At 66.5% G+C, this 18,011-nt stretch carries 10 protein-coding genes and 2 pseudogenes; 2 read left to right on the top strand and 10 right to left on the bottom strand.

All coding sequences use genetic code 11. The annotated features are described in order from the left end of the window. Positions 1-8: 8 nt before the first annotated feature. From ACNJYB_RS19760 to ACNJYB_RS19750, 3 genes are read right to left on the bottom strand one after another with little or no spacing between them, the layout of a single operon-like run. The gene (locus tag ACNJYB_RS19760; protein ID WP_439375452.1) at positions 9-1,529 is read right to left on the bottom strand and encodes an amino acid ABC transporter permease; all 1,521 of its coding nucleotides are present in this window, start codon (positions 1,527-1,529) and stop codon (positions 9-11) included. Beyond that, positions 1,526-2,731, bottom strand: coding sequence for an amino acid ABC transporter permease (locus tag ACNJYB_RS19755; RefSeq protein WP_439375451.1), 1,206 nt, complete (start codon positions 2,729-2,731; stop codon positions 1,526-1,528). Before ACNJYB_RS19755 ends, ACNJYB_RS19760 begins: the two co-directional genes overlap by 4 nt. 27 nt (positions 2,732-2,758) lie before the next feature. Further along, the gene (locus tag ACNJYB_RS19750; RefSeq protein WP_439375450.1) at positions 2,759-3,775 is read right to left on the bottom strand and encodes an amino acid ABC transporter substrate-binding protein; all 1,017 of its coding nucleotides are present in this window, start codon (positions 3,773-3,775) and stop codon (positions 2,759-2,761) included. A gap of 381 nt (positions 3,776-4,156) precedes the next feature. Here ACNJYB_RS19750 and metC point away from each other — a divergent pair, with 381 nt between their 5' ends. Then, positions 4,157-5,341 (top strand): cystathionine beta-lyase, encoded by a 1,185-nt coding sequence (gene metC / locus ACNJYB_RS19745; protein ID WP_439375449.1) that lies wholly within the window; start codon positions 4,157-4,159, stop codon positions 5,339-5,341. Between the two features lie 88 nt (positions 5,342-5,429). On the opposite strand, the pseudogene ACNJYB_RS19740 reads toward metC, so the two are convergent. Beyond that, a pseudogene (locus tag ACNJYB_RS19740) lies at positions 5,430-5,975 on the bottom strand (PhoU domain-containing protein); the annotation flags it as partial. Between the two features lie 61 nt (positions 5,976-6,036). Here ACNJYB_RS19740 and ACNJYB_RS19735 point away from each other — a divergent pair. Then, positions 6,037-6,492 (top strand): annotated as a pseudogene (locus ACNJYB_RS19735) (PhoU domain-containing protein); the annotation flags it as partial. Between the two features lie 9 nt (positions 6,493-6,501). Here ACNJYB_RS19735 and ACNJYB_RS19730 read toward each other — a convergent pair. From ACNJYB_RS19730 to ACNJYB_RS19705, 6 genes are all read right to left on the bottom strand, one after another. Further along, the gene (locus ACNJYB_RS19730; RefSeq protein WP_439375448.1) at positions 6,502-6,840 is read right to left on the bottom strand and encodes a lipid-A-disaccharide synthase N-terminal domain-containing protein; all 339 of its coding nucleotides are present in this window, start codon (positions 6,838-6,840) and stop codon (positions 6,502-6,504) included. Beyond that, a complete protein-coding gene (locus ACNJYB_RS19725; protein ID WP_439375447.1) occupies positions 6,837-7,574 on the bottom strand; it encodes a glycosyltransferase family 2 protein in 738 nt (245 codons plus the stop codon). The genes ACNJYB_RS19730 and ACNJYB_RS19725 overlap by 4 nt, the downstream gene beginning before the upstream one ends. A gap of 66 nt (positions 7,575-7,640) precedes the next feature. Then, positions 7,641-8,477 (bottom strand): phosphatase PAP2 family protein, encoded by an 837-nt coding sequence (locus tag ACNJYB_RS19720; RefSeq protein ID WP_439375446.1) that lies wholly within the window; start codon positions 8,475-8,477, stop codon positions 7,641-7,643. A 1-nt stretch (position 8,478) separates the two neighbouring features. Then, the gene (locus ACNJYB_RS19715) at positions 8,479-10,221 is read right to left on the bottom strand and encodes an ArnT family glycosyltransferase (protein ID WP_439375445.1); all 1,743 of its coding nucleotides are present in this window, start codon (positions 10,219-10,221) and stop codon (positions 8,479-8,481) included. A 50-nt stretch (positions 10,222-10,271) separates the two neighbouring features. Further along, the gene (gene pbpC / locus ACNJYB_RS19710; RefSeq protein ID WP_439375444.1) at positions 10,272-12,407 is read right to left on the bottom strand and encodes a penicillin-binding protein 1C; all 2,136 of its coding nucleotides are present in this window, start codon (positions 12,405-12,407) and stop codon (positions 10,272-10,274) included. Between the two features lie 8 nt (positions 12,408-12,415). Then, positions 12,416-17,620 (bottom strand): alpha-2-macroglobulin family protein, encoded by a 5,205-nt coding sequence (locus ACNJYB_RS19705; protein ID WP_439375443.1) that lies wholly within the window; start codon positions 17,618-17,620, stop codon positions 12,416-12,418. Between the last annotated feature and the right edge of the window lie 391 nt (positions 17,621-18,011).

Below are 18,011 nucleotides of genomic sequence, written 5' to 3'. Positions count from 1 at the left end.
GGCCTCGATCAGTTGCGGCGGTGGGCGTTGAGGCGGTGCTCGACGAACAGCGAGTAGCGCGACATTCCAAAGCAGAAGATGAAATAGATGATCCCGGCGAAGGCGAACCCGGTGAACGCCGTGGAAGGCGTCGACCATTTCGGATCCGAGAACGAGGCCCGAAGCGAGCCCAGGAGGTCGAACAGCGCCACGATCGACACCAGCGAAGTGTCCTTGAACAGCGAGATGAAGCTGTTGACGAGGTTCGGAATGACGTGGCGTAGCGCCTGCGGCAGCACGATCAGCGAGGTCGTCTTCCACCAGGACAGTCCGAGCGCCGCTGCGGCCTCGCCCTGCCCGCGCGGGATCGCGGCAAGCCCGCCGCGGACGTTCTCGGCCTGATAGGCGCCGGTGAACAGCGCAATGCCGATCAGCGCGCGCACCAGGCCGTCGACGGTGAAATTACCGGGCAGGAACAGCGGCAGCATGTAGGTGGCGAAGAATAGCACGGTGATCAGCGGCACGCCGCGCCAGAACTCGATGAAAGCGATCGAGAAGATCCGGATCAGCGGAATGGTCGAGCGGCGGCCGAGCGCGAGCGCGATGCCGATCGGCAGCGAGGTAACGATGCCGGTGACCGAGACCACCAGCGTCACCAGGAGCCCGCCCCACAGGCTGGTCTGCACCACCGGCAAGCCGCCTTGATCGAGCCCCATCAGCTTGGTCACGATCGCCACGGCGATGAAGGTCGCAACGCTCGAGACCAACGCGCGCCAGCCGGTGCGCAGGCCGCCGCCGAGGACGAAGGCGATCAGTGAGACGACCACGGTCGTGATCGCGAAGTCGACCCAGACCGACTGGCCCGAGTCCTGGATCCGGTCACGCAGCCAGATCAGCGGGAAGACAAGCCAATGGATCGCCGTGCCAACCAGCACGATCAGGTTGCCGATGACCCACAGCAGCGGCGCGACGGCCGAGGTCTTGCTGAGATTGAGCAGGACGTTTCCGGCGCCGATGATGCTGTCGTCGAACAGCCCGAGCAGGCCGGCCGTCCAGCTCAGGCCAAAGCCCTTGATGCCACCGCCATGCAGCAGGAAGAATGCGACGACGGGAAAGGCGAAGAAAAACAAGCCGGCATTCAAGCCCTTCGCCGGCAGGCGTGGAACGAGCATCGGCACCAGCAGGACCGCCGCCAGGACGAATGTGAGGTTGACCCGCCAGCGCTCGGCCTCAGGATAGAAGCCATAGATCAGCTGCGGCAGCTTGGCCTGGATGTAGGGCCAGCAGGCGCCGACCGCGAAGCCGGCCTTCTCGGTGAGGCAGGCCGAGCGGTCGTTGCCGCTCCAGACCGCATCCACCATCAGGAATCTCACGCTGGGAACGATGGTGAACCAGAGCAGCAACGCGCCGAGGATCGTGAGCAGGATGTTGGTCGGCGAGTTGAACAGGCGCGTGCGCACCCAGCCGATGAAGCCCGTGGTTTTCACCGGCGCGGGACGCTCGTTCACCAGATCGTGCCGGACGAAGGAGGATGAGGCGATATCGGTCATGCGCCGAGGCTCCGGCTGACGCGCCAACCATAGACGCTCATCACGGCGCTGGTGACGAGGGAGATCAGGAGATAGACGCCCATCGTCATCGCGATGATCTCGATCGCCTGCCCGGTCTGGCTCAGCGAGGTGCCGGCGAACACCGACACGAGGTCGGGATAGCCGATCGCGACCGCCAGCGAGGAATTCTTGGTCAGGTTGAGATATTGGTTGGTTAGCGGCGGCACAATGACGCGCATGGCCTGTGGCACGACGATCAACCGGAGCGTGGCGCCGCGGCTGAGGCCGAGCGAGGAGCCCGCCTCCATCTGTCCCTTGTGCACCGACAGGATGCCGGCCCGCACGATCTCGGCTATGAAGGCGGCGGTATAGGTCGACAGGGCCACCGTCAGCGCCACGAATTCCGGGATGATCCGCGAGCCCCCGGCGAAATTGAACCCCTTGAGCTGCGGCAGCTCGAAGGTGAAGGGCAGACCGAACACCAGCATGGTCGCGAGCGGAAGCCCGAACAGCAAGGCCAGCACGGAGGGCCAGATACGGATCACCTGCCCCCGCTGGAACAGCGCGCGCCTTGCGTAGAAGCGCAAGCCCAGCGAGGCGACGATGCCGAGGACCAGCATCGCCAGGAACGGCTCGAATCCGCTCTCGCCGATCGGACGGGGAATGACGAGCCCGCGATTGCTGATGAAGGCGATGCCCAGCAGCGAAATGCTCTGCCTCGGATTGGGCAGCGCCGCCAGCACCGCCAGGTACCAGAACAGGATCTGGAACAGCAGCGGCAGGTTGCGGATGATCTCGACATAGATCTCGCCGACGCGCGACAGCAGCCAGTTGGGCGACAGCCGGCACAGCGCGACGACGAAGCCGATCGCGGTGGCGAAGAATATGCCGACCACCGAGACCACGAGCGTGTTGAGAAGCCCGACCACGAACACGCGCAGGAACGTGTCCGAGCCGGTGTAGGAGATCAGCGTCTGGTTGACGTCGAAACCGGCATTATTCCGCAGGAAGCCGAAGCCGGCGGCGATGTGCTGGTTCTCGAGGTTGGCGCGCGCGTTGGAGACGATCTCGTAGCCGATCCAGCCCAGGATCGCCGCGAAGGCAAACTGGACGGCGACGCCGTTCCAGCCTGCCTTGCCGCCCAGAATGCGCCTGATCTTCAGCGCGATCTGGGCCGGCGGTTTTCGAGCCTCGGTGCTCATCGGCGCGCGCCGCTGATCAGGCAGGACTCAGCGAATCGGCGGCGCGTACTGGAGACCGCCCTTGTTCCAGAGATTGTTGAGACCGCGATTGATGGCGAGCGGCGAGCCGGCCCCGACGTTGCGATCGAACACCTCGCCGTAATTGCCGGTAGCCTTCACGATCCGCACCACCCAGTCCTTGGTCAGGCCGAGCTGTTCGCCGAAATTGCCGTCGCTGCCGAGCACGCGCTTCAGCTCGGGGCTCTCCAGCTTCGCCTTCTCGTCGACGTTCTTCGAGGTGATGCCGAGCTCTTCGGCGGTGACGAGCGCGAACAGCGTCCATTTCACGATGTCGAACCACTGGTCGTCGCCGTGGCGCACCATCGGGCCGAGCGGCTCCTTCGAGATGATTTCGGGGAGCACCATGTGATCGTTGGGATTGGCGAGCTTGAGGCGGTTGGCGTAGAGGCCCGACTGGTCCGTGGTGAAGACGTCGCAGCGGCCGGCCTCATAGGCCTTGACGGTCTCGTCGTTGGTGCCGAACGCGATCACCTCGTACTTCATGTTGTTGGCCTTGAAGTAGTCGGCGAGATTCTGCTCCGTGGTGGTGCCGGTCTGCACGCAGACCGAAGCGCTGTTGAGCTCGAGCGCCGAATTCACCTTCAGCGACTTCTTCACCATGAACCCCTGCCCGTCATAATAGGTCACGCCGGTGAAGTTGGCGCCGAGTGAGGTATCGCGCGAGATGGTCCAGGTGGTGTTGCGCGAGAGCACATCGATTTCGCCGGATTGCAGCGCCGTGAAACGGTCCTTGGCCGAGGTCGGCACGAACTTGACCTTGGTCGGGTCGTTGAAGATGGCGGCCGCGATTGCGCGGCAGAGGTCGACGTCGAGGCCGGTCCAGTTGCCCTTGTCATCGGGCGAAGAGAAACCCGGCAGGCCCTGGCTGACGCCGCAGGACAGCGTGCCCCGGTCCTTGACCGTCTTGAGCGTTTGCGCGTCGGCGGCTTTGGCAGTCAAGCCGGCGGCGAGAGCGAGGGTGAGTGCCAGGGTTACGCGATTCATGGGCTGTGGGCCTTTCAAGGTCGTCTCAAGGTCAGGAATGTTGTCTCAGGATCGTCTCTGCCAGGGGGAGCCTTGCAAGAGTCATGCTGGAAAACCTTGCCGAACACTCGCCGATCCCGGGAGGCCATACCTTAATCCCCGCCGCAGGCGCCCGCCATGATGGCCGTGACGCAAGGTCCGGTCAGACGATGGATCGAAGGTCGCGGCAGGCCCCTCAACATGCGGCGACTGAATAGCACCTGCGCATCACAGAACGACTGGCGAGCCGGGTCAAGGGGTTGACGGGACTGTTCTGTGTTCTGTTATTAACGACTGCGGCCTTTCGGCCGCCCCGCGCGGTGCAACACGCCCCGGCGGAAACGTGGTTTTGAAAGCAGGCGCATGGATTCCTCGCACCCCTCCCAGCAACAGGCCGAGACCCGGCTGGTCACCTCCGGCCGCGACACGAAGGCGCAGAAGGGGTTCGTCAATCCGCCGGTGTTCCACGGCTCGACCGTGCTCTATCCGTCCGCCGAGGACCTGCACGCCCATCGCGGCGAGTTCACCTATGGCCGCCACGGCACCCCGACCACCAGGGCGTTCCAGGACACGCTGATGGCGCTGGAGGGACTGCAATGCGCAGGCGTCGGCATCGTGCCGTCGGGGCTCTCGGCGATCTCCACCACCCTGCTCTCGGTGCTGAAGGCCGGCGACCATATCCTGGTCGTCGACAACGTCTATCGGCCCTCGCGCAATTTCTGCAACGGCATGCTGACCCGCTATGGCGTCGAGACCACCTATTTCGATCCACTGATCGGCGCCGGGATCGACAAGCTGTTCAAGCCCAACACCCGCGCCGTGCTGGTGGAAGCGCCGGGCTCGCAGTCGTTCGAGATGCCCGACATCCGGGCCATCGCCGAGGTCGCGCATGCGCGCGGCGCACTCGTCATCGACGACAACACCTGGGCGACGCCGCTCTATCACCGCTCGCTCGAACAGGGCGTCGACATCAGCATGCAGGCCGCCACCAAATATATCGGCGGTCACTCCGACATCATGTTCGGCACCATCTCGGCCAACGCCAAGGCCTGGCCGCAGATTTCAGAAGGCATCCGCCTGCTCGGCGTCTGCGCCGGCCCCGATGACGTCTTCCTCGCGCTGCGCGGCCTGCGCACGCTGTCGGTGCGCCTCGCGCAACATCATCGTTCGGGCCTCGATATGGCGCGTTGGCTCGCCGCAAGACCCGAGGTCGCGCGCGTGCTGCATCCGGCGCTCGACACCGATCCGGGCCACGCGATCTGGAAGCGCGACTTCACCGGCGCCTCCGGTCTCTTCAGTATCGTGCTGAAGCCGGCGCCGCAGAAGGCCGTCGACACCATGCTCAACACGCTCAAGCTGTTCGGCATGGGCTTTTCCTGGGGCGGCTTCGAGAGCCTTGCGATTCCCTTCGACTGCGACGCCTATCGCACCGCGACCAAGTGGGCGCCGGGCGGCCCGACTCTGCGACTACACATTGGGCTCGAGAGCACCGACGACCTCAAGGCCGATCTCGATCGCGGCTTCGCTGCCCTCAAGGCGGCAATGTGAGCCTGCTCACAAGGCATTGCGCCGCGGGAACGGGCAACCGAGGCAAACGTAAACGCCGACGCGCCAGCAAAGGGTTGATCCGCGGACGGAAGGACACGATCGCCATCGCGCGCCGCCCCTCGCTCTCGTCGAGGCTGCCGCGGATCAGCTTGGTCACATAGAGCTTGATGGCCTCGTCAAGACCGTCGACGGCATTGTCCATCTTCGAGACCTGGTCGACCAGTGCGCGGTCGCCGGTCATCATCGCGCTCATCACCTTGCGCAACATGATTTCCACGAGGTCGCCCATGCGTAGCACTTCGCGGGCGGCGTCGGTCAGCGCCAGTGACGGCGTCTCCAGCGCGCTCTCGTCGAGTTAGCGCGGCCGGGTCGGGTCGGTCTCCTGCACGCGATCCGGCAGCAGCCGCCTCAGCAGGCGCGACATGGTGTCGAGCAGCCCGAGGAAGATGATGGCCGTGCCGGAGTTGAAGGCGATGTGGAAGGCCGCCGTCATCTTCGCCAGATCCGGCTGCCAGGCATGCATGTGCGCGGCGATCGCGCCCAGGAACGGCAGGACGAGCGCGATCCCGACCACGCGGTTGATGAGATTGCCGATCGGCCGATAGCTCGCGGGATCGTCGCGCCGGGTGCCTTCATCCGCGAGCGCGGGCCGGAGCGGAAGGCGACGAGGCCGAGCACGAACAGCACCGGCCCCGATCAATCTCGAGCATATCGGCGACATCATCGACAAGAGCCTGAGCGAGCTTGCGACCAAGAAGATCAAGCGCCGCTTCCAGTTCTCGGCCGAGGGCGCCGAGGAGCTCGCCGCCTTCCACAAGCGCACCATGGAATCGCTGCGGATCGCCTTCGGCGTGTTCACGTCGGGCGATGCCAACGAGGCGCGCAAGCTGCTGGTGGAGAAGACGATTCTCAAGCACACCGAGCTTGCCGCCGTCGAGCGCCATCTCGACCGATTGCGCGAGGGCCGGCCCGAGACCATCGAGACCACCTCGCTGCATCTCGACGTGCTGCGCGACCTGCGCCGCATCCACTCGCATATCTGCTCGGTCGCCTATCCGGTGCTGGATGCGGCCGGCGAGCGCTACCGCAGGCGCGATGCGGAGATAGCCGCCCTGCCCGCCTCGGGCGCGGCATCGGTGCTGCCGCCCTAGCGTCCGCGATCAGCGCTCCAGCGTCTTCGACGCGCGTCCGCGGTTCTTGATGATCAGCATGATGTTGCGGACATAGATGATTGTCGCGAGCGCCTGTCCGAGGATGATCACGGGCTCGCGCTTCACGACGCCATAAACCAGCGTCATCAGCCCGCCGCCCACCGAGCAGAACCAGAATGCCATCGGCACCACGCTGTTGCCCGCCCGCTCGCTCGCGATCCACTGCACCAGGAAGCGCGCGGTGAAGAACAGCTGCGCGACGAGGCCGAACGCGAGCCAGAAGTCGAACTTGGCGACGAAGACGTCGTAGAAATAGTTGCTCAGCGCCTGACCGTATTGGATGATCATGCGTTCACCTCAGTCACATCTGGTGTCGGCTTCTTGCGGCGGATCAGCCACCACACACCGGCGAGGTCCATGATGCCGATCCACAGCCGGTCGAAGAAGCCATAGTTGGACACGCCGGACCGACGCGGCCGGTCGACCACGTCGACATAGGCGATGTCGTAGCCCTCGCGGCGCACGAGCGCCGGCAGGAAGCGATGCAGCCCATCGAAATAGGGCATCATCAGGAACACCTCGCGGCGGAATGCCTTCAATCCGCAGCCGGTGTCGCGCGTGCCGTCCTGAAGGATCGCGCTGCGGACTCTGTTGGCTACGCGCGACTGGAATTTCTTGAAGCCGGTGTCCTTGCGCCCGACGCGCTGCCCCGCGGCGAGGCCGACCCGCCCCGCCCCTTTCTCAACCGCAGCGATCAGGTCCGGCAGGAAGGCCGGATTGTTTTGTCCGTCGCCGTCGAGGGTTGCCACGATCGCCCCGCGCGCCGCGCGCACGCCGCTGCGCACCGCGGCCGACTGGCCGCCTGAGGTGGCGTGGCGGAGCTGACGCAGATTGCTTCGCTGCGCCATGATCGCCTTGAGCCGCTCGCCGGTCGCATCGGTCGAGCCGTCATTGACGTAGATGATCTCGTAGTCCCAGCGGCCGTCGAGCGCCGTCGTGATCTCCTCGATCAGGGGCGCAATATTGTCGGCTTCGTTGCGCACGGGAACGACGATGGAAACCGATGGCTGGGACGTCGACAAATCGAGACTCGTGGTTGGAATTGGCCTGCCCCTCGGGGAACCGGCGGCCCCGGCAGGCAGCCGCTTTTATGGGGCGGATGCCCCGCGGGCAACCCTTTTGAGGCGCCCTGTGACCGGCCCAGGAAGCGGCACGATGGTGCCGTCGGCACGGATGGCAAAGGCGAGCCGGCGCGCCGCAAACCAGTAGCGAACGGCCATGGCGCCGACGAGTCCGACAAGGGCCCCGGCGGTGACGTCGCTCGGATGATGCGCGAGCAGCACGAGCCGGGTCAGCAGGATCACGATCGCGTAAGTGAACATGAACAGCCGCAGCCGCGGCCAGAGTGCGGAGACTGCAAACGCCAGCGCGAACGCCGTGATCGCATGGCCCGACGGCAGGCTGGCATAGGCTCCCGTCCCCTCGAACGGGATGAAATTGAACGGATCGGCCTTGCCGCCGACGAACGGACGCCCGCGGCCGATGAGATATTTCAGGACCTCGCCGACGAATACGGACAGGGCCACAGACAGAAACAAGAATTGCAGCCGTGTGCCCAAGCCCAGCAGCAATGCGCGTCGGGTGCCGTGAAGTCCCGCCGCGACGAGCGCCACGACCACGAGCGCGACGCCCAGTGCTGAAAGCACGTACTCGTCCTTGCCGAAATCGGTGAGGATGCGAATCGGCCACAGGCCTGGCGCGCCGCGCGCCGGCATCATCTGGATCTCGGTCAGGTCGAACGCCAGCATCAGGGTGATGACCAGGGCCGCGCCCGCCATGCTGAGCCAGAGCGAATGCCGCGCCAGCTTGCGTGCGGCCTCGGCGCGGCGCGAATGCGACGGTGAGCGCACGAGCTGTGCCAGCGCACGTCCCGACACCGTGAGCAATTGCACGGGATAGGGTGCGATATGGGCCGGGGCTGACATCCTATTCGGTGCCTTCCGAGCGGAAGATCGAGATCGAGATCGCGCGCCCTTGCGAGAAATTGTAGCCGTCGATGCGCGCGCCGACCTTGTAGCGCAGCCCGATCGCCTCGGCGCGCTGCACGAAGTTGCGCTCCGAACGCTGCTCGATCAGCGCGAAGCGGCAGCTGCCCTGGCGCAGGAAGTCCGCCGCGCCCGAGCCGTCGGTGAGCAGCGTCTGCGTGCCGGTCAGGAACACCAGACTCGGCTCGTGATAGCCGGCGGCAGCCGCCTTCGGCCCGACGCAGCTGACGTTGCGAAGCGCGCGCGCGATCTCGATGCTCGGAAACAGCGGCGTCAGCGACGGCAGCACGATGCCCCAGACCACGACCGCCAGCATCAGGGCCGCGACCAGCGCGTTGAGCACCGACCGCTCGGCGCGATTGGTGTCGAACAGCCACCAGGCGAACAGGCCGAAGATCAGCGAGGCCGCGATGAACGGCCAGGCCACGAAGGCCGGCTGCCGCGTCAGCATCACCGCCCCCACGACCGCGATGATTGAAGCCGCCGCGGGGATCGCGAACCACCAGGCCGAGCCGCGCGCGAGCCAGGAGCGCGACAGCACGCGCCGCTCCACCGCGCCGACGGTGAGGATGGCGATCGCCGGGTACAGCGGCAGCACGTAATGCGGCAGCTTGGTCAGCACCGCCTCGAACACGATCCAGGACGGGATCAGCCAGGCCAGCAGGAATTGCGCACCGGGCTCGCGCCGGGCCCGCCACACCGCGGGCACCGCCATCGCCGCCAGCGGCGCGCCCGGCCAGAAGGTGATCCAGAACAGCGCCAGGTACAATCCGGGCGGCGCGCCGTGCGATTCCTGCGCGCCGATCTTGCTGAGCATGTCGCCGCCGACGGAATCGGCGAAGAAGGCTTCGCCCGCGCGCCAGAAGATCGCGACGAACCAGGGCAGCACCAGCACCAGCATCCACATTAGGCCCCACACCGGGCGCAGCTTCCACAGCCAGGAGGCGTCGCGATCCAGGATCGCGAGCGTGACGATGGTGAGCCCGGCGAACATCAGGATCAGCGGGCCCTTGATCAGGATGCCGACCGCGAGCGCGGTCCAGAATACCGCGGGCCAGCTCCAGGGCGGATGGGTCTCGTCCTCGGCGCGCTGCCAGGACAGGTAGGCCCGCGCCATCGCGCCCATCGCGGCGGTAACGCAGAACAGCAGCATCGCATCGGTCTTGGCGAGTCGCGCCTCGACGCCGAGCAGTACCGAGGCGCACATCAGGAGCGCAGCCAGCACGGCGGCGCGCCGCGTGACGAAAGCGAGCGCCGCCCAATAGGTCATGAGCACGGCGCCGAGCGCTCCTATCAGCGACGGCAGCCGGTAGACCCAGATACGTAATTCGGCCTTCGGCAGCTTGAGCGCGGATGCGGCTTGAACGGCGGCCGATTGCAACCAGTAGATGCCGACCGGCTTCTTGTAGCGGACGTCCTCCTGGAAGCGGATGTCGACGTAGTCGCCGCTCTCGACCATCTGCTTGGTGGCCTGGGCAAACCGCGCCTCGTCGCGATCGACCGGCGGGATGGTGAAGAAGCCGGGCAGGAACAGCAGCAGCGCGCATAGCAGCAGGAAAGCGACCGCACGGGCGTGGCTGGCCGTGGCGATATCGAGCATGGTCACGAGCCGGCTGCCCGGATTCACGGGCGATTTCGGCCCACGGGGGGCTCCAAAACGGGGGGTGGGGTAGGTCTCGGCCATTGGTTCCGCTTACGCTGAAACCGCCATCGCCACAACCGCTTAAGGCAGGGTCATTGAATTCGAATGACAACTGTGTCCGCCGCGCCCGTGGCATCGATCACGGTGAGCCGTGCAAAGCCCGGGCCGGGCGGATCGATCAGGCGCTGGCGGCGGCCGTCGATCTCGCCGCGCGCGGTGCCATTAACCATCACGGTCATGGGCAGAACGCCGCCGGCGACCTTGACTGGCATGGCGGCGCTCTCGGGCGCGCCCGAGCGATCGACGTCGATCCGCGAGCCGTTCAGCGGGAACTGAATATGCAGCGCCTGCTCGCCGCTGGTCCGGACCAGCTCTCCGACCGGGCGGAACCGTTTGAGGGGCAACGGCAACTTCGCGTTGCTGGCGACCAGGGTTCCCTTCGGCGGCTTCGGCAACGGGGCCAGCGTCTTGCCGCTGCGCGCAAAGGCGTCGAACAGGATCGGCGCCGCGGCCACGCGGCCGATCAGGCCGGGAACCGGCGCCCCATCCGGACGGCCGACCCAGACGCCGATGGTCATGCGGCCGTCGAAGCCGACCGACCAGGCGTCGCGATAGCCGTAGGAGGTGCCGGTTTTGAAGGCGATCCGGTTGTGAGCCGCGTTCTCCGGCGGCGGCGTGCCGAGCAGGACGCTGCCGACCTGCCAGGCTGCGACCTGATCCAGCAGCCGCAGCGGCTCGCGGTCGTCCTTGGCCGCGACGATCTCGCGCAGCGGCTTGGTGGTTCCGAGCCGGGCGAAGCCGGCATAGAGCTGGGCGAGGTCCTGCAGCGTCACGCCGACACCGCCAAGACCCATGGCAAGGCCCGGCGCCTCGTCCTTGGGCAGGATGAGGTTGCCGCCAGCCTGCCGCAGCCGCGAGGCCAGCCGGCTCGATCCGACGCGGTCGAGCAGCACGATGGCAGGCACGTTCAGGGACAATTGCAGCGCCTTCCGTACCGGCACCGTGCCCTGGAAGGTCATGTCGAAATTTTCCGGCGCATAGGAGCCGAAGCGGACCGGACGGTCGTCGATCAGGCTGTCGGGATGAACAAAGCCGTCCTCGAAGGCGAGCCCGTAGATGAAAGGTTTCAGCGTCGAGCCCGGCGAGCGGATCGCGCGGGTCATGTCGACCTGCCCCGCCCGGCTCTCGTCGAAGTAATCCGCCGAGCCGACGCGCGCGAGCACGTCGCCGCTCTCGTTGTCGACCACGATGATGCCGACCGAGATGTTTTGCCCGAGCGCAACGGCGCGGTCGCGCGCCAAGGGCTCCAGCACCTTCTGCAGATTCGCATCCAGCGTCAGCTTGATGACTGGTGTATCCTTGACGGTCGACAGCGCGGTGTCGGAGGCATGCGGCGCCAGGATCGGCATCGGCTTGCGCAGTGCCGGCACCGGCGCTGCCTTGGCTTGCCTGGCGTCTTCTGCGCTGACCACATGCTCCTCGACCATGCGATCGAGCACGCGATCGCGCGCCTTGCGCGCCGCGTCCGGATAGCGGTCGAGCCGGCGCGTCTCCGGCGATTGCGGCAGCGCGACCAGCAATGCGGCTTCGGCCAGCGACAGCCGCTTCGGCTCCTTGCCGAGATAGGCGATCGAGGCTGCGCGGATGCCTTCGAGGTTGCCGCCGTAGGGCGCGAGCGCGAGATAGAGATCGAGGATCTGCTCCTTGCTCATGATGCGCTCGATTTCGATGGCACGCACCATCTGCCGCAGCTTTGCGTAGAGCGAGCGCTGCCGCCGCGGCTCGATCAGCCGGGCCACCTGCATCGTGATGGTCGAGCCGCCGGAGACGATATGACCGCGCGTGCCGAGTTGCAGCGCGGCGCGGCCGAGCGCCAGCGGATCGATGCCGTCATGGCCGTAGAAGCGCTGGTCCTCATAGGCGAACAGCAGCTTCAGATATGTCGGATCGACGTTGGTCCTGACGCCGACCGGCAGCCGCCAGCGCCCGTCCGCCATCGCATAGGCGCGCAGCAGCTTGCCGTTGCGATCGACGATGGTGGTGGAGACCTGCCGCGCCTCGTCGAGCGGGAGCGGGCCGAGTGAATAGACCCAGGCGACGAATCCGATGATGGCGAGGATGAGGGTGAAGGCGAGCGCGGAGAGGGAGCGAAAGGCGAGTTGCCCTCTCCGCCCATCATGGCCGGGCTTGACCCGTCCATCCACATGATGTGGCTCCGCTGCGCTCATCCCAACACTCACTTCGCCGCCCGCACCTCGACCGTACCCGTGCCGGTGCGGCCATAGCGCGAGGGATTGTACATGTCCTCGACATAGGCCTGCGGCAGCACGTATTTGCCGGGCGAGACCGCGCGCACGACATAGGCGACCGTGAACACCGACTTGGAGTCCGAGGCCCGGTCGACGGCGGCGGTGAAGCGGTCGTCGCGGAACTCGGTGTCCTCAGGCTCCTCGCCATCCTCGATCCAGTCCAGCGTGCCACTGTCGCCCGACGAGACCAGCTTCGGATTGTCGATCTCGAGCCCGGCCGGCAGATAGTCGGACACCATGATGTGGCCGTACTCGGGCTTGGCCTCGGTGACCTTCAGCACCACGGCAAAGCGCTGGTTCTGCTTGACCTTGCTGATGTCGGCGGGCTTGCCGTCGAGCGTGAAGTAGCTGCGCTCGATCTTGAAGCCGTTCGACGCCGCGGGTTCCGGCGTCACCGGCGAGCCCGACACCGAGACCACCGCCTGCACCGGTGCGTCGCCGGTGTTGGTGATCTTCAGCGGCTTGCCGCTCATCGTGTCCGCCTTGTAGCTGCGATACAGCGCAGTCTTGACCGGCTGACCGTCGACCTCGATCGACAGGTTCTCCTTGGCGAGCGCCCGCGCCGCCAGCACCAGCCACGCATTCTCCTGCGTGGAGGTGTAGGGTGTGAGCCCGCGCGCTGTCTCGACCCGCGACACCGCCTGCGTCAGCGTCGCTCTCGGCGCATTGCCCTCGCTCGCAAGCGAGACCAGCGCTGCGGCATCGCGCAGCTGCGAGCCGTAATCGGTGCGGCCGAACTCCAGCACCGGTTTTGGCGCGAGGCTGTCGAGCGCCGCGCCATAGACGCGCTCGGCGCGATTACGGTCGCCGACCAGGGCAAGCGCGGCGGCAAGCTGTGACTTCGCGATGGGGGTCGCAAGGTTGTTCAGCTTGGTGTCCGCGAGATAGCGGAGATCGCCGATCGGCGCAGCGCCGTTGCGCGCGAGCACGTAGAGGCCGTAGGCGAGATCGCGGCCGCCGTCCTTCTCCGGCTCGTTGCCGTTGACGACGGCGTTGCGGATGCGGTCGAGCGCGTTCTTGAACAGCACGTCAGGTACCGCAAAGCCCTTCTCGCGGGCGCGGGTGAGGAAGTCCGTCACGTAGGCGTCGAGCCAGGCGTCATCGCCGCCAGCCGACCACAGGCCGAACGAGCCGTTCGAGCCCTGGCGGGCCAACAGCCGCTCGATCGCGTCGCGGATGCGCTGGTCGACCTCGGTATCCATGGCGAGATGCGCGCCGGCCGCAAGCTCGTTGACATAGAGCAGCGGCATGGCCCGGCTCGTGATTTGCTCCGAGCAGCCATAGGGATAGCGGTCGAGCGCCTTCAGGATCGTCGCCGCATCGAGCGCGGTCGACAGGCTCGCGGAGACCGAGACGCTGCCGGTGCCCGGCACGAGGTCGGAGAACATGTCCGAGGTCAGCGTCAGGCTTTCGCCCTTCGCCAGCGTCCGGATCGAGCGCCGCGCCAGAACCTGCGTTGCCGCCTTGACGTCGAACGCATAGTGCCGCGCCAGCGCAAGGCCGTTCGGCCCCTTGATGTCGACGTCGAGCGTCGCCTGCCCCGCGGCGGTCGCGTCGAGCGCGAGCGAGAACGAATTCCGCTGCTTGGCGGCGAGCCTGACCGAGGTGGCGGGATTGCCGGTCATTTTCACCGGCCCGCCGGTCTTGACGTTGATGACGTAGTCGCCGGCCTGGCCCTCGACATTGTCGATCTCGAGATTAACCGTGCCGTGGTCGCCATTGAGCAGGAAGCGCGGCAGCGTCGTGGTCAGCACCACGGGGTCGCGGATCACGACGTCGGTGCTGGCGCGGCCAAGCTTGGTCGCGGTCCAGGCCGCCGCCATGACGCGCGCGGTGCCGGCGAACTCTGGAATGTCGAAGCTCACCTCGGCCGTGCCGTCGGCGGCGACGGTCACGATGCCGGAATAGAGCGCCAGCGGCTTTTGCGAGGGCGGCGAGCCCTGCAGCTCCGCAGCTCCGGCGTCGCCGCCGGACTTGATCTGGCCGCGCGTGCCCGACATGCCGTCGATGAGCTGGCCATAGAGATCGCGGATCTCCGCGCTCAGGCGACGCTGGCCGAGATAGTAATCATCCGGCGCCGGCGGCTTGTAATTGGTGAGGTTGAGGATGCCGACATCGACCGCGGCGATGACGATCTTGGCGTCCTCGCCCGGATTGAGGCCGTCGAGTTTGACCGGGATCTTCAAGATCGCATTGGGCCGGATCAGCGCCGGCGGCGTCAGCTTCACTGCAAGCGTGCGGGTCTGCTTGTCGATGCCGAACCATTTCAGGCCGATCGCGCGGCCCGGCATGCGCTGGGCCGCCGCATCGAGCGGACGGCGTAGCGTCGCCAGGACATAGGCGCCGGTGCCCCAGTCCTTGCCGACCGGGAGCTTGACCTGCGCGGTGCCTTCCCTGACGTCGACGGTCTGCGTCGTCAGCAGGCGGTCACCGAGCACGTTGATGGTGAGCTTGCCGGCACTGCGGACGTTGACCGACACCGTCATGGTGTCGCCGGAGGAATATTGCGGCTTGTCGATCGAGGTCTCCAAAAGGTCCGGCGTATCGGCGCTGCCGTCGGAGTACCAGCCGACGTCGAACTGCACCGACGTCACGGGGCCCTCGGCATCGTTCGACTTCACATCCAGCCGGTAACGCCCGGGCTGCGGGCTGAGCGAGATCCGCGCCGGCTTGTCGGCTGCAATCGTGACGTCACCGTCGGCGACGCGCGAGGTCGACTTGACGGGCTCGTACTCCCAGTAATTGTTCTGGCGATACCACTGGTAGCGCGACTCCATCTTCAGCAGCTCGTAGCGCAGGCCGTCGCGGTGCAACCTCTGGCCCTCGGGCGAGACGAAGACGACGTCGAACTCGGCCTTGTCACCCTCGGCGACGTTCTTGTCGCCGAACAGCGGCTTGATGCCGATCTGCGCGGCAGCGGGCGCGACCGGCAGCACGATCTTGCGCTCGACGGCGCGGCCGCCGGTCTCGACCATCCGGACGAAGATCTGCGCCTCCTGCGGCCGCGTCGAGGCCGGCTGCTTGTCCAGCGTCACCGGGAAGGTGGCGACGCCGTTGGCATCGGCCTCCGGCAGATTCTCCAGCGGCGTGCGCTCGTTCGAGGTGGTCTCCTCATCGGCAACGCCGAACTGGTAGCCGGCAAAGCCGGGCCGTTCGGCCGCAGGCGCGACCAGCATGTCGCCTTCGAGCGCAAGGCCCGAGGCCGGCGCGCCATAGAGGAAATGACCGTCCGCCTTAAGCTCCACCGGAGCGTTGGCTTTGATCAGCTTGTCCTTGGCCGACAAGTCGAATTCGATCCGATCCGGAACGTAGTCTTCGACCATGAAGGTGGTTTCGCCGACCGACGCGCCCTTCGGGTCGGTGAAGGCGCGGACCCGCCAGGTGCCGGTCGGCACGGCCGAGTTGAGCGGCACGGACAGTGTGCGGCCGCCGGCGCCCTGGTCGGGCAGCACCGCGCGGCGGTATTCGACGCCGTCGGGGCGCTCGACCACCAGCGTCATGGGACTACCGGTCACGGCGTTGCCCTGCCCGTCGCGCAAGAGCGCTGTGAGGAAGACGGTCTCGCTGGAACGATAAACGCCGCGCTCGGCGTAGACGAAGGCATCGGCGCCCGCGGGCACCGCGCGCCCCGAAACGCCGCGGTCGGAGAGATCGAAGGCGGACGTCTTCAGGCTCAGGAAGGCGTAGTCGGCCTTCTCGCCGGTGACCGTGAGCATCGCCGGCGACAGGCCGCCATCGCCGCGCGCAAGGCCCGCCTCGAACAGCACGTGACCGGACTCGTCGGTCTTGCGCGTCGCGAGGATCTCGTTGTTGCGGGCAACCAGCCGCACCTCGGCCTTGCCGACCGGATCGGTCGAGGCCAGCGAGTTGACGAAGACGTGGATGCCGTCATTGCCGGAATACGCGGTGACGCCGAGGTCGGAGACGATGAACCATTGCGTGGCGAGCTGGTACTCGTCGTCCGAGCCCGGGCCCTTGGCCGCGGCGGTCATCACGTAGACGCCAGGCTGAAGCTCGCCGAGCGCCTGGTCGACCGGGAATGCCGTGGTGACGTCCTGATTGAGCGTCATCGCGGTTGAAAGCTCGCCCGACCAGACCTTCACGCCGCGCTCGTCGCCGAGATTGCTGAGCTGGTATTTGGTCAGCGTCTTCTGGAAATCGCTGTCGACCACCGTGTTGATGAGGTTCCGGTCGCCGATCCGGAAGACGCTGACGTTGACCGCGGGCGTGTTGACGCTGACCACGGGAATGCCGCGCTGGCCGGTCCGGGGCAGCACATAGGCCCGGCTGGTGAAGCGCACGAAGGGCTTGCGGTCGCGCACATAGACGTTGAACTCGGCCGATTTCGGCAGGCCCTCCTTCACCGTGGACGGCAGGCCGGCGCGCAGGTTGATATTGTAGCGTTCGCCGTGCTTCAGACCGTCGACACAGAGCTGCTTGCCTTCCGCCGACAGCGCCGGCTTGTCCTGCCCTGCGAGGGCGAGGTACGGCGCGAAGTCGGTGCGCTTGGCGAGTTCCTCCGAGAACTGGAAGCAGGCGCGCGGGCTCGCCGAATCCGAGTCCACGGTGTAGTCGAGCAGCCGGAAACCGTGCTCGTCGCGCAGCTTCTCATATTGGCCGCGGACATCGGCGACCTCGCGCAGATCGAGCGACAGCCGCAGCGAATCCAGCGCCGGCCGCCACAGCTTGCGTTCGGCCAGAGACTTGCCGAGCACGGCGAGCGCGTCGGCCTCCTCGCCCGGATTGCCTGCGCGCATGTAGGCGATGTAGGCCGCGGTCGAGGCGCGCTCCAGCAGGAAGGTCTGCTCGCTCGAGTTCTTCGGCCAGATCTGGAAGATCACCTTGGCGAGCCGCAGCCAGTTGCCGGCATCGTCAGGCGTGGTGGCCGCAATCTGGCCGAGCACCGACAGGCCGGTGCGGTAATCGTTGCGCTTGAAGGCGGCGTCGGCATCCGTGCGAAGCGTTGCGTTGGTCTTGGCGACCGGGCCCGCCTCGCTCTTGATCTGCGCCTCCAGCTTGATCGCGGAATCGGCGAGATCGTCGCGTTTGAAGGCCTTGTCGGCGGCCTGCGCCGCGTTAAGGCCGAGCGCCAGCGCGGCGCAGATTGTGACGGCGCGAACGAGACCGATCATGGATGGACTCCCGGAAATCGCGGACGAACGCCGCTTGTCGCAAGAAATGCGCGGAAAGGTGACGGACACAAGGCGATGGAACCAGAGATGTAAAACGTCGCATTCGCCATGACAAAGGCAGGCCCAGAGGAGACCGGCCGAGACACCGCCGCGCACGCCGTCCTGATGGCGCAGCAACACCTAGCCAGTCGTCCGGCGGCCGTGTCCCGGAAGCTGTTCAGCGTTCCCGGCGATGTGATCCATCGTCCAGTCCGCTGCCGCTCAACCCGGCACCCTGACACCCCACCGTTCCGCTATGTCGCGGCATTGAGGAAAACGGTTCGGTTCAGACTTGGCGAAACACGAGATTTTTCATATTGGCATGCTAGATGAACGGCCAGCCGCCCGACCC

The organism is Bradyrhizobium sp. SMVTL-02 (assembly GCF_051853005.1).
GTDB lineage: Bacteria > Pseudomonadota > Alphaproteobacteria > Rhizobiales > Xanthobacteraceae > Bradyrhizobium.
This window is presented reverse-complemented; position numbering and strand designations above follow the sequence as displayed.

What these genes read in the sequence shown, in the direction of transcription:
- ACNJYB_RS19705 (WP_439375443.1), bottom strand. Translation starts at nt 17,620, where the DNA reads ATGATCGGTCTCGTTCGCGCCGTCACAATCTGCGCCGCGCTGGCGCTC.
- ACNJYB_RS19715 (WP_439375445.1), bottom strand. Translation starts at nt 10,221, where the DNA reads ATGGCCGAGACCTACCCCACCCCCCGTTTTGGAGCCCCCCGTGGGCCG.
- ACNJYB_RS19755 (WP_439375451.1), bottom strand. Translation starts at nt 2,731, where the DNA reads ATGAGCACCGAGGCTCGAAAACCGCCGGCCCAGATCGCGCTGAAGATC.
- ACNJYB_RS19720 (WP_439375446.1), bottom strand. Translation starts at nt 8,477, where the DNA reads ATGTCAGCCCCGGCCCATATCGCACCCTATCCCGTGCAATTGCTCACG.
- ACNJYB_RS19730 (WP_439375448.1), bottom strand. Translation starts at nt 6,840, where the DNA reads ATGATCATCCAATACGGTCAGGCGCTGAGCAACTATTTCTACGACGTC.
- ACNJYB_RS19750 (WP_439375450.1), bottom strand. Translation starts at nt 3,775, where the DNA reads ATGAATCGCGTAACCCTGGCACTCACCCTCGCTCTCGCCGCCGGCTTG.
- pbpC (WP_439375444.1), bottom strand. Translation starts at nt 12,407, where the DNA reads ATGAGCGCAGCGGAGCCACATCATGTGGATGGACGGGTCAAGCCCGGC.
- ACNJYB_RS19760 (WP_439375452.1), bottom strand. Translation starts at nt 1,529, where the DNA reads ATGACCGATATCGCCTCATCCTCCTTCGTCCGGCACGATCTGGTGAAC.
- metC (WP_439375449.1), top strand. Translation starts at nt 4,157, where the DNA reads ATGGATTCCTCGCACCCCTCCCAGCAACAGGCCGAGACCCGGCTGGTC.